At 60.5% G+C, this 11483-nt stretch carries 12 protein-coding genes; 9 read left to right on the top strand and 3 right to left on the bottom strand.

The features are described 5' to 3' along the window. Nucleotides 1-51 precede the first annotated feature (51 nt). From M9827_RS02720 to pdeM, 6 genes are all read left to right on the top strand, one after another. Nucleotides 52-780, top strand: a complete 729-nt coding sequence (locus tag M9827_RS02720) for an ABC transporter permease (RefSeq protein ID WP_250603231.1) — start codon at nt 52-54, stop codon at nt 778-780. Beyond that, nucleotides 777-1487, top strand: coding sequence for an ABC transporter permease (locus tag M9827_RS02715; RefSeq protein ID WP_016986412.1), 711 nt, complete (start codon nt 777-779; stop codon nt 1485-1487). Before M9827_RS02720 ends, M9827_RS02715 begins: the two co-directional genes overlap by 4 nt. Nucleotides 1488-1500: 13 nt before the next feature. Continuing rightward, nucleotides 1501-2619 carry a succinylglutamate desuccinylase/aspartoacylase family protein gene (locus M9827_RS02710; RefSeq protein ID WP_250603229.1) on the top strand — a complete coding sequence of 373 codons (1119 nt, stop codon included), beginning with the start codon at nt 1501-1503 and terminating at the stop codon, nt 2617-2619. Nucleotides 2620-2632: 13 nt separating this feature from the next. Then, complete coding sequence (locus tag M9827_RS02705) at nt 2633-3397, top strand: ABC transporter ATP-binding protein (protein WP_034154958.1); 765 nt, start codon at nt 2633-2635, stop codon at nt 3395-3397. A 195-nt stretch (nt 3398-3592) separates the two neighbouring features. Beyond that, nucleotides 3593-6082, top strand: a complete 2490-nt coding sequence (locus M9827_RS02700) for a ligase-associated DNA damage response DEXH box helicase (protein WP_250603227.1) — start codon at nt 3593-3595, stop codon at nt 6080-6082. Beyond that, nucleotides 6079-6735, top strand: a complete 657-nt coding sequence (pdeM, locus tag M9827_RS02695; RefSeq protein WP_250603225.1) for a ligase-associated DNA damage response endonuclease PdeM — start codon at nt 6079-6081, stop codon at nt 6733-6735. The genes M9827_RS02700 and pdeM overlap by 4 nt, the downstream gene beginning before the upstream one ends. 46 nt (nt 6736-6781) lie before the next feature. On the opposite strand, the gene M9827_RS02690 is transcribed toward pdeM, so the two are convergent. Continuing rightward, entirely contained in the window at nt 6782-6991 is a 210-nt protein-coding gene (locus M9827_RS02690) for a hypothetical protein (RefSeq protein WP_016986417.1), read from the bottom strand. A gap of 107 nt (nt 6992-7098) precedes the next feature. Next, nucleotides 7099-7665 carry a dCTP deaminase gene (dcd, locus tag M9827_RS02685; RefSeq protein ID WP_093436360.1) on the bottom strand — a complete coding sequence of 189 codons (567 nt, stop codon included), beginning with the start codon at nt 7663-7665 and terminating at the stop codon, nt 7099-7101. 354 nt (nt 7666-8019) lie between these two features. On the opposite strand from dcd, the gene M9827_RS02680 reads away from it, so the two are divergent. Then, nucleotides 8020-8229: a cold-shock protein gene (locus M9827_RS02680; RefSeq protein ID WP_002554837.1), complete on the top strand. Its 210-nt coding sequence runs from the start codon at nt 8020-8022 to the stop codon at nt 8227-8229. Nucleotides 8230-8392: 163 nt separating this feature from the next. On the opposite strand, the gene M9827_RS02675 is transcribed toward M9827_RS02680, so the two are convergent. Next, nucleotides 8393-9400, bottom strand: coding sequence for a DUF481 domain-containing protein (locus tag M9827_RS02675; protein ID WP_250603223.1), 1008 nt, complete (start codon nt 9398-9400; stop codon nt 8393-8395). A gap of 164 nt (nt 9401-9564) precedes the next feature. Here M9827_RS02675 and M9827_RS02670 point away from each other — a divergent pair, with 164 nt between their 5' ends. Next, nucleotides 9565-9918: an MGMT family protein gene (locus M9827_RS02670; protein WP_250603221.1), complete on the top strand. Its 354-nt coding sequence runs from the start codon at nt 9565-9567 to the stop codon at nt 9916-9918. Nucleotides 9919-9961: 43 nt separating this feature from the next. Further along, the coding region (locus M9827_RS02665) for an AmpG family muropeptide MFS transporter (RefSeq protein ID WP_250603219.1) at nt 9962-11483 on the top strand (1522 nt) is incomplete at its 3' end.

Genomic DNA, 11483 nt, shown 5'->3' with positions numbered 1-11483 from the left:
CGGCGCCCATCCTCGATGGGCGCCTTTTCCATCCGCTCAGGTTGCTGATTTATGTTCGAAAACCTCTTACAAAATCTGGGGCTCTCCGCCTTCAGCCTCAAGGGTTTTGGCCCGTTGCTGTTGGAAGGCACCTGGATGACCATCAAATTGTCGGCGTTGTCGCTGCTGGTGGCCGTGTTGCTCGGCCTGCTCGGCGCCAGTGCCAAGCTGTCAAAAGTCAAACTGGTGCGCCTGCCCGCGCAGCTCTACACCACGCTGATTCGCGGGGTGCCGGATCTGGTGCTGATGCTGCTGATCTTCTACAGCCTGCAAACCTGGCTGACGTCTCTGACCGATTACCTGGAATGGGAATACATCGAAATCGACCCGTTCAGCGCCGGGGTGCTGACCCTGGGCTTCATTTATGGCGCGTATTTCACCGAAACCTTCCGTGGCGCGATTCTCGCCGTGCCGCGCGGTCAGGTCGAAGCCGCCACCGCGTATGGCCTCAAACGCGGCCAGCGCTTTCGCTTCGTGGTATTCCCGCAAATGATGCGTTTCGCCCTGCCGGGCATCGGCAACAACTGGATGGTGATGCTCAAGGCCACCGCGCTGGTGTCGATCATCGGCCTCGCCGACCTGGTCAAAGCCGCGCAGGACGCCGGTAAAAGCACCTATCAACTGTTCTACTTCCTGGTTCTCGCCGCGTTGATCTATCTGCTGATCACCAGTGCCTCGAACGTCATCCTGCGCTGGCTCGAACGCCGCTACGCCGCCGGTGCCCGGGAGGCCGTACGATGATCGAACTTCTGCAGGAATACTGGCGCGCCTTCCTCTATACCGACGGCCAGAACATCACCGGGCTGGCGATGACGCTGTGGCTGCTCAGCGCCTCGATCTTCATTGGTTTCCTGGTGTCGATTCCGCTGTCGATCGCGCGGGTTTCGCCGCACTTCTACATCCGCTGGCCGGTGCAGTTCTACACCTACCTGTTCCGTGGCACGCCGTTGTATATCCAGCTGTTGATCTGCTACACCGGGATCTACAGCCTCGCCGCCGTGCGGGCGCAGCCGCTGCTCGACAGTTTCTTTCGCGATGCAATGAACTGCACGATCCTCGCCTTTGCCCTGAACACTTGCGCCTACACCACGGAGATTTTCGCCGGGGCGATCCGCAGCATGAACCACGGCGAAGTCGAAGCGGCCAAGGCCTACGGTCTGACCGGCTGGAAGCTGTATGCCTACGTGATCATGCCCTCGGCGCTGCGCCGTTCGTTGCCGTATTACAGCAACGAAGTGATCCTGATGCTGCACTCGACCACCGTGGCCTTCACAGCGACCATCCCCGACATCCTGAAAGTTGCCCGGGACGCCAACTCGGCGACCTTCCTGACCTTTCAGTCGTTCGGCATCGCCGCGCTGATCTACCTGACCATTACCTTTGCGCTGGTCGGCCTGTTCCGCCTTGCCGAACGCCGATGGCTGGCCTTCCTCGGCCCGACTCACTAGGACACCACAGCAAATGCGCCACCTGATTCATGACTTGCTGGCCCCGCTGCCGGGGACCGCACGACAGATCCACAGCTTCCACTTCGGCCCGGAGCAGGCCAAGGGCAAGGTCTACATCCAGTCCTCGCTGCACGCCGATGAACTGCCCGGCATGCTCGTGGCCTGGCACCTCAAGCAGCGTCTGACGGAGCTGGAAGCCGCCGGGCGCCTGCGCAGCCAGATCGTGCTGGTGCCAGTGGCCAATCCGGTCGGCCTCGAACAAGTGCTGATGGACGTGCCGCTGGGCCGCTACGAACTGGAGAGCGGGCAGAACTTCAACCGCTGGTTCGTCGACCTCAGCGAAGAAATCGGCAACGCCATCGAGGGCAAGCTGAACGACGATCCGCAGCACAACCTCGAACTGATCCGCATGCACCTGCGCGACGCCCTCGCCCGCCAGACCGCCAGCACGCAACTGCAATCCCAGCGTCTGACCCTGCAACGGCTGGCCTGCGACGCTGACATGGTGCTCGACCTGCATTGCGATTTCGAATCGGTGGTGCACCTCTACACCACGCCCGAAGCGTGGCCGCAGGTCGAACCGCTGGCGCGCTACATCGAAGCCCAGGCGAGCCTGCTGGCCACCGACTCCGGCGGTCAGTCGTTCGACGAATGCTTCACCCTGCTGTGGTGGCAATTGAAGGAACGCTTCGGCGAACACTTCGAGATTCCGCTGGGCAGTTTCTCGGTGACCGTCGAGTTGCGCGGCCAGGGTGACGTTACCCATCCGCTGGCCAGTCGCGACTGCCAGGCGCTGATCGATTACCTGATCCAGTCCGATGCGATTGTCGGCGAGACCAAACCGCAACCGCCGTTGCCGTTCCCCGCCACGCCGCTGGCCGGTGTGGAACCGGTGACCACCCCGGTCGGTGGTCTGCTGGTGTACACCGCCACGGCGGGGCAATACCTCGAAGCCGGACAACAGATCGCTGAAGTCATCGACCCGATCCACGATCGGGTCACCCCCGTTCATTGCACCAGCGCCGGCGTGATGTACGCCCGTTCGCTGCGACGCATGGCCACTGCCGGCATGGTCATCGCCCACGTTGCGGGCGCTGAAGCCTATCGCAGCGGCTACCTACTTTCGCCTTGAGGATGTCTGTCCCATGTACAAACTGACCGTTGAAGGCCTGCACAAAAGCTATGGCGACCATCAGGTGCTCAAAGGCGTTTCGCTCAAGGCCAAGACAGGCGACGTGATCAGCCTGATCGGCGCCAGCGGCTCGGGCAAAAGCACCTTTTTGCGCTGCATCAACTTTCTCGAACAACCCAACGACGGCGCCATGAGCCTCGATGGCCAGGCGATACGCATGGTCACCGACCGCCACGGCATGCACGTCGCCGACGCCGATGAACTGCAACGCCTGCGCACGCGCCTGGCGATGGTGTTCCAGCATTTCAACCTGTGGAGCCACATGACCGTGCTGGAAAACATCACCATGGCCCCGCGCCGGGTGCTGGGTTGCAGCAAACAGGAAGCCGACGACCGTGCGCGGCGTTATCTGGACAAGGTCGGCTTGCCGGCGCGGGTCGCGGATCAATACCCGGCATTTCTCTCCGGCGGTCAGCAACAGCGCGTGGCGATTGCCCGGGCGCTGGCGATGGAGCCGGAGGTGATGCTGTTCGATGAACCGACTTCGGCGCTTGATCCGGAATTGGTGGGCGAAGTGCTGAAGGTGATTCAGGGGCTCGCCGAAGAAGGCCGAACCATGATCATGGTGACCCATGAGATGAGCTTCGCCCGCAAAGTCTCCAGCCAGGTGTTGTTCCTGCACCAAGGTCTGGTGGAAGAAGAAGGTGCGCCCGAGGATGTACTCGGCAACCCGAAAAGCGAACGCCTGAAGCAATTCCTCAGCGGCAACCTGAAATAACGCCGCGGTGCGGCTCATGTAGGAGCTGCCGAAGGCTGCGATCTTTTGATCTTGTTTTGTAGAGATCAAGATCAAGATCAAGATCAAGATCAAAAGATCGCAGCCTTCGGCAGCTCCTACACGGTCACCCTGATTAAACCTTTCGCCCACTGATGTGGTCTCTGGAAGAACCCCTCCAGAGCGCGCGCAGCCCGCATGGCGAAATCCTCCGACCTGGCAAAAATCTGGTTCAGCGCCCGCGGCTGGAAGCCGTTCGCCTTTCAGAAACAGGTGTGGGCCGCGGTCAAAAACGGCGAATCCGGCTTGCTCCACGCCAGCACCGGTGCCGGTAAAACCTATGCAGTGTGGTTCGCCGCGCTCAATCGCTTTGCCAAACCCGCCGCTGTTGTTGAAAGCCCACGCAAACGCAAACCACCGGCCGAACCGCTGACCGTCTTGTGGATAACGCCCATGCGCGCCCTCGCCGCCGACACCGCGCGCGCCCTGCAAACCCCGGTCGATGGCCTGCAGATCCCGTGGAGCATCGGCCTGCGCACCGGCGACACCAGCAGCAGCGAGCGCGCCCGGCAGAGCCGGCGCCTGCCGACCACACTGATCACCACCCCGGAAAGCCTGACCCTGCTGCTCGCCCGTGCCGATGCACAGGTGGCGCTGTCGAGCCTGCGCATGATCGTCGTCGATGAATGGCACGAATTGCTCGGCAACAAGCGCGGCGTGCAATTGCAATTGGCCCTGGCCCGTCTGCGGCATTGGCAACCCGAGCTGATTGTCTGGGGAGTGTCGGCCACCCTCGGTAACCAATCCCACGCCGAGCAAGTGCTGATCCCACAGGGCGGCGGCATAAGTATTCAGGGGCAAAGCGAAAAGTCGCTGAAGGTCGACACCCTCCTCCCACCGGCCATCGAGCGTTTTCCATGGGCCGGGCACATCGGTCTGAAGATGCTGCCGCAGGTCGTTGCTGAACTGGATGCCTGCGCCAGTACCTTGGTCTTCACCAATACCCGGGCGCAATCGGAAATCTGGTATCAGGCACTGCTGGAGGCACGGCCCGACTGGGCCGGGTTGATCGCCTTGCATCACAGCTCCCTGTCTCGCGATACCCGTGACTGGGTCGAGCAGGCCTTGAAAGACGGGCACCTCAAAGCCGTGGTTTGCACTTCGAGCCTGGATTTGGGCGTGGATTTCCTGCCGGTCGAGCGCGTGCTGCAAATCGGCTCGGCCAAAGGCGTCGCACGCCTGATGCAACGGGCCGGACGCTCGGGCCATGCACCGGGGCGCACGTCGCGGGTGACGCTGGTGCCGACTCACAGCCTAGAACTGATCGAAGCCGCCGCCGCCCGTGATGCCGTCGAACAACGGCGCATCGAGCCACGCCAGTCACCGCACAAACCGCTGGATGTGCTGGTCCAGCATTTGGTCAGCATGGCCCTCGGTGGCGGATTTTTACCCGATGAGTTGTACGAAGAAGTCCGCGGCGCCTGGGCCTATCGCGACCTGACACCCGCCGATTGGCGCTGGGCGCTGGCTTTCGTACGCCATGGTGGGATGTCTCTGACAGCCTACCCGGATTACCGCCGGGTCGAACCAGACGAGCACGGCGTCTGGCGGGTGCCGGATGCGCGCTTGGCCCGACGCCATCGCATGAGCATCGGCACCATCGTCAGCGACGCGAGCATCCATCTGAAATTCTGGAGCAAGGGCGGCGGTGGCAAACAGTTGGGCAGTGTCGAGGAAGGTTTTATCGCGCGGCTCAAACCCGGTGACGGTTTTCTCTTCGCCGGGCGTTTGCTGGAGTTGGTGCGGGTGGAAAACATGACCGCTTACGTCAAACGCAGCACCGCGAAAAAAGCCGCCGTACCGCGCTGGAATGGTGGGCGGATGCCACTTTCCAATGAATTGGCCGAAGCCGTGGTCAGGCGCTTCAGTGCGGCGGCGCAGGGTGAGTTTGTTGGCCCGGAAATGCACGCACTGCGGCCGTTACTGGAAACGCAGATGCGCTGGTCTGGCTTGCCCACCGCCGAAAACCTGTTGGCCGAAGTGCTGAAATCCCGCGAAGGCTGGCACCTGTTCCTCTACCCGTTTGCCGGGCGCCAGGTGCATCTGGGGCTGGCGAGCCTGCTGGCGTGGCGTGTCAGCCAGCGCCAGCCCGTCACATTCTCGATTGCGGTGAATGACTACGGTCTGGAATTGCTCAGCGCTACGCCGATCGACTGGGCCGAGTATTTGAATGCAGATCTGTTCAATGCCGATGATTTATTAGCGGACGTTCTGGCCAGTCTGAACGCAGGCGAACTGGCCTTGCGCCGTTTTCGCGAGATCGCGCGGATTGCCGGGTTGGTCTTCGCCGGTTACCCCGGTGCGCCGAAAAGTACCCGGCAGGTACAGGCCTCCAGCGGCTTGTTCTTCGAAGTGTTCAAACAATACGACGCCGACAACCTGTTGCTGGCCCAGGCCGGGGAAGAAGTCTTACGGGAAGAATTGGATATTCAACGTCTGGAACAGACACTGGAGCACATCAACCGGATGAAACTCGACGTCCATCAGATAAAGCGTCCTACACCACTGGGGTTTCCACTGCTGGTGGAACGCATGCGCGAAAGCATGAGTTCAGAGAAACTGGCCGACCGCATCAGACGCATGGTCGGTGACCTGGAAAAATCCGCCGACACAGGCAAATCCCGATGAGCGCGCCTTACCCGGTGCGCCTCGCGGGCGAAGACCTCTGGTTGCTGCCGGAGAAGGCGCTGTATTGGCCCGCACAACAGGCCTTGCTGATTGCCGATGTGCACTTCGGCAAAGCCGCCGCTTACCGCAGCCTCGGTCAACCGGTCCCGCAAGGCACGACGGCGAGCAACATCGCGGTGATTGATCGATTGCTGGCGAGACTGCCCTGTCGGCAACTGATCTTCCTCGGCGATTTTCTCCACGGCCCCGGCTCCCATGCATCGGGCACGCTAAACGCGCTGGCGCAATGGCGCGCGCGCCACGCCGAGCTGCCGATGACACTGATCCGTGGCAATCACGACAAACGGGCGGGCGATCCGCCTGAGTCGCTGAACATCCGCGTCGTGCCCGAACCGCTGCTGATCGGGCCATTCGCCCTGCAACATGAACCGGACCCGCACCCTGAACGACACGTACTGGCCGGTCATGTGCATCCGGTCTATCGGCTGCATGGCAAGGGCCGGCAAAGCTTGCGTCTGGCGTGTTTCAGGCTCAGCGAACGCATCAGCCTGTTGCCGGCCTTTGGCGCGTTTACCGGTGGCTATCCGGTCGACAAGGAAGATAGCTGCAGGATTTTCGTCATCGGTGACAACGAAATATGGCCAGTCAGTTGAAGTCTCTGCAGACCTCATCTGACTGGCCATTCATTTTCAATGCAAATCAGGCAACCGGTGCCGGTGGCGGCTCGTCCGGAAGCGTCGGTTCGCCCGGTTCGGTCGGTTGTTCGTTGGGGGTATCGGGATCGGGCTGTCCGGGAATTCCGCCGGCCATGTTCAGAGGCGGATGCGCCAACAAGGACCAGGCCAATACGCCAATCTGATTGGGCTCGAGCCTTGCCAGTTCGGCAGTGATTTGCGGATCGATCTTCATAGGGTACTCCTCGGCGAAGGCCCGTTTTGCCGAAAGCAAAAACGGGCAGTACACCCCATAGAGTGTCTGCCCGCCAAAGAATTCCCGCGATCTGTCGGATGGACGGATCAGGTGCGCGGCAAGGTCACGCCACGCTGGCCCTGGTACTTGCCGCCGCGATCCTTGTAGGACACTTCGCATTCCTCGTCGGATTCAAGGAAGAGCATCTGCGCCACGCCTTCGTTGGCGTAAATTTTCGCCGGCAGATTGGTGGTGTTGGAGAATTCCAGCGTCACGTGACCTTCCCACTCAGGCTCGAGCGGCGTGACGTTAACGATGATGCCGCAGCGCGCGTAGGTGCTTTTACCCAGGCAGATGGTCAGCACATTGCGTGGAATACGGAAATATTCGACGGTGCTGGCCAGGGCGAAGGAGTTCGGCGGAATGATGCAGACGTCGCTGTGGACGTCGACGAAGCTGCCCGGGTCGAAGTTTTTCGGGTCGACGATGGACGAGTTGATGTTGGTGAACACCTTGAAGTGGTTGGTGCAGCGCACGTCGTAGCCGTAGCTCGACACACCGTAGGAGATCACTCGGCTGTCATCGCTGCCGCGCATCTGGCGCTCGACGAACGGCTCGATCATGCCCTGTTCCTGCGCCATGCGGCGAATCCACTTGTCCGATTTGATGCTCATGGCGGGGTGTCCTGAATAGCGAGGTGGAAAAATTCTGTCCGGCATCTTACCGGGCGCGCCGCCGGGTTCAAAGTGCGGTCTGCAATTCTCGCCGAACACCCATGAAATACGGGCTTTGGCGACGAACCGTCACACCGCCGATCCCGAAAACAGAGAAACCTTCGCAAGAAGCATTGGCACTTCTCGGAAACTGGGTTAAGGTGGCGTCACTGTGTTGCTTGTGTCACTGAGAATCTCTACACGATATGTTGAATTTCGATCCAACCATCTACAAGAATTTTTCCTGCTCTTTGCACTCAGTCTCGGCCAGGGTTCTTCCTGAGTCGCAGTTATCTTTGTTCAAGGAGTTACACCATGTCTAATCGCCAAACCGGTACCGTTAAGTGGTTCAACGATGAAAAAGGCTTCGGCTTCATCACTCCACAATCCGGTGACGACCTGTTCGTTCACTTCAAAGCTATCCAATCCGACGGCTTCAAAAGCCTGAAAGAAGGCCAACAGGTTTCTTTCATCGCTACCCGCGGTCAGAAAGGCATGCAAGCTGAAGAAGTACAAGTTATCTAACTTGTAGCTTCTTTAGAAAAGAGCCCCGCCCTTAAAAGCGGGGCTTTTTTGTGGGCGTCTGTTTTCCGGGCGCAAAAAAAGATCGCAGCCTTCGGCAGCTCCTACAGGATGCACATCAATCCTCTGTAGGAGCTGCCGAAGGCTGCGATCTTTTGCTTGTGCCCTACCAGGCCACGCCAAACCCGGCGGTATAGCGAGTCTTGTTCAAGTCCGCATCATTGGTGCCGCTGATGATATCGCGCTCGGCCTTGAGGTTGAGCGAGGCCCAATCAGTGACCTTGTAGCGCAGCCCCAATTCAGCATCCAGCGCGTAATCGGCGACGCCCGACAGCGGCTTGCCCACCTCACCGTTAGTGAAGAACTCGACCTTCTTGCCAATCAGGTAACGGTTGTAATCCCACTTCATGGCGACAGAATAGAAGTTGTCCTTGCTGCCATCGCGATATTCGTAGTCGGTGCGGTTGAGCAGCGAGCCGAGCGAGAACGCGCCCAACTCATCATCCCAGAACTGGTAGCCAGGACCGGTACCAACCACGCGCTGACGTGCCAGCTCTTCGACGTGATCACGCTTGTAGTTCAGACGGCCCTGCCAGAACCATTGATCAGTCAGGAAGCGGTCGAGTGCGTATTCAGCGCGCCAGTTGTTGGTGGTGGTTTCGTCGTCCTGTACTTCGCGGTTGTATTCACCTTCGGCGGTGTGGCGCCAGCGACCATGACGTGCCGTGGTCTTGAAGCCGACATCGTAGTCATCGGTGTCTTTCTCGGCGCGCTGATAATCCAGGGCCAGGTCGACGTTGCCCTTCCAGACCAGATCTTCGACCACCGGTTTCGGTTTGAGAATCTGCTGAATGCTCGCCAGTTCGACGGTTTTCGGCGCCTCGCCATTGGCGAGGGTGACCTTGCCATCTTCGGCGGCCGTCAACGATTTGGATACTTCACCGGTGTAGGCATCCTGCTTGACCAGCAGGTGCTGATCGCTGTCCAGGGTCTTGACCTCTTTCCAGTCAATGGTAACCGCACCGGCGTATTTGGTCTGGATCAACAGCTTGCCGCCATCGAACACGGTGATGGTGCCGCTCAACTTGTCACCGTTCTTCAACCAGACGGTGTCGGCAAGCAAGGGCGTGGACGCGCTGAAAACAGCAAGGCACAGCAAGGATCTGGAAAACATAAGCGAATCGGAGGCTCAAGTTTGCGAAAAAGGTCGGCATTATCCGTAGGAATAAGACCCTGACAAGGACTGACCGGGCGATTTCCGATGAGTTCATTTCTCAATTGCGCGATCACCGATTACTCTGAAAGCCATCAAACTGTTCATGCTCAGGAACCGCGTACGTGACAGACCCGCTCGCCAGCGTTGAAAACGATGCGCAAATCCGACGCACGGCGCTCTACTCGACGCTCGCCCAAGTGCCCGAAGGCAAAGTCGTCAGCTATGGTCAGTTAGCAGAGCTGGCCGGGCTGGGGCGCGCCGCCCGCTGGGTCGGCCGCACCCTGAGTCAGTTGCCCGGCGATACAAAGCTGCCCTGGCACCGTGTGCTGGGCGCCGGCGGTCGGATCAGCCTGCCGGTGGGCAGCCCGTCCGGCGATGAACAACGGGCCCGATTGCGCCTGGAAGGCATCACCGTCCGGAGCAATCGTGTGGATATTCAGCGCCATGGCTGGCGTCCGGTAGAGCACAGCGGTTAGAGTGCGCGCTTTGTTTCCGCAATCTTGAGGCAGACTTCAGCCCATGCCCCGTAAAACCTGGCGCGCCGCGCTAGCCGCTTATGCCAGTCCTTCGACGCTCGTGCTGTTGTTGCTCGGTTTTGCCGCCGGCCTGCCGTACATGCTGGTGTTCTCTACGCTTTCCGTCTGGCTGCGTGAAGCCGGTGTCGCCCGCGAAACCATCGGCTACGCCAGCCTGATCGGCCTGGCCTACGCGTTCAAGTGGGTCTGGTCACCGCTGCTCGACCAATGGCGCCTGCCCTTGCTGGGCAAACTTGGCCGTCGCCGTTCGTGGCTGGTGCTCTCACAGGCGCTGGTGATCCTCGGCCTGATCGGCATGGGTTTCTGTGATCCGCAGAAGCATCTGTCCTGGCTGATCGCCATTGCCGTTGTCGTTGCCTTCGCCTCCGCCACCCAGGACATCGCGGTGGACGCGTATCGCCTGGAAATCGCCGAAGACAACCGCCAGGCTGCGCTCGCCGCCAGCTATATGTCCGGGTATCGCGTAGCGGCGCTGCTGGCCACCGCCGGCGCCTTGTTCTTCGCTGAGGGCTTCGGGTCTACCGGGTTCAATTACAAGCACTCGGCCTGGGCCGGCACGTACGCGCTGTTCGGCGCACTAATGATTCCCGCCCTGCTGACCACGCTGCTCATGCGCGAGCCGCCGGTGCCGCTGCGCACACAGTTGCAGGCCGGTCGCTATACATTCATGCACCAGTTGATGTCGGTGTTCGTGCTGATTGTGTTGCTGGTCTCGGTACCGGCGATGTTCACCCAGCTCTACAACACGGATTTCGCCAGCGTGCTGTTCGGCGACATGAGCCCGCTCGACCTGCTGCTCGAAGACCGCGCATTCCTGCGCGCCATTCTCTATACGCTGCTCACCGGTCTGTGCCTGTCGACCATGGGTCGTCGCGGCCTCGCACCGGTACTGACGCCAGTCAACGACTTCATTCTGCGCTATCGCTGGCAGGCGCTGCTGTTGCTCGGTCTGATCGCCACCTATCGAATGTCGGACACGGTGATGGGCGTCATGGCCAACGTGTTCTACATCGACCAGGGTTTTACCAAGGACCAGATTGCCAGTGTCAGCAAGATCTTCGGCCTGATCATGACGCTGGTCGGCGCCGGCATGGGCGGCCTGCTGATCGTGCGCTTCGGCATTCTGCCGATTCTGTTCATCGGCGGCGCAGCCTCGGCAGCCACCAACCTGCTGTTCGTCATGCTCGCCGACATGGGCCCGAACTTGCAGATGCTGATGGTGACCATCTCCCTCGACAACTTCAGCTCGGGCCTGGCGACATCGGCGTTCGTTGCCTATCTGTCGAGCCTGACCAACCTGAAGTTCTCGGCCACGCAATACGCGCTGCTCAGCTCGATCATGCTGCTGTTGCCGCGCCTGATGGGCGGCTATTCCGGGGTCCTGGTGGAGAAGTTCGGTTACCACAGTTTCTTCCTGATCACCGCCCTGCTCGGCGTGCCGACGCTGGTGCTGATCGCCCTGCACTGGTTCCAGGAGAGCCGCCGCGAAGGCCCGACACCAAAAC

This window comes from Pseudomonas sp. AKS31, from assembly GCF_023634765.1.
In the GTDB taxonomy this organism is placed as follows: domain Bacteria; phylum Pseudomonadota; class Gammaproteobacteria; order Pseudomonadales; family Pseudomonadaceae; genus Aquipseudomonas.
Note: the sequence above shows the minus strand (reverse complement) of the source record. Positions and strands in the feature narration are given on the sequence as shown.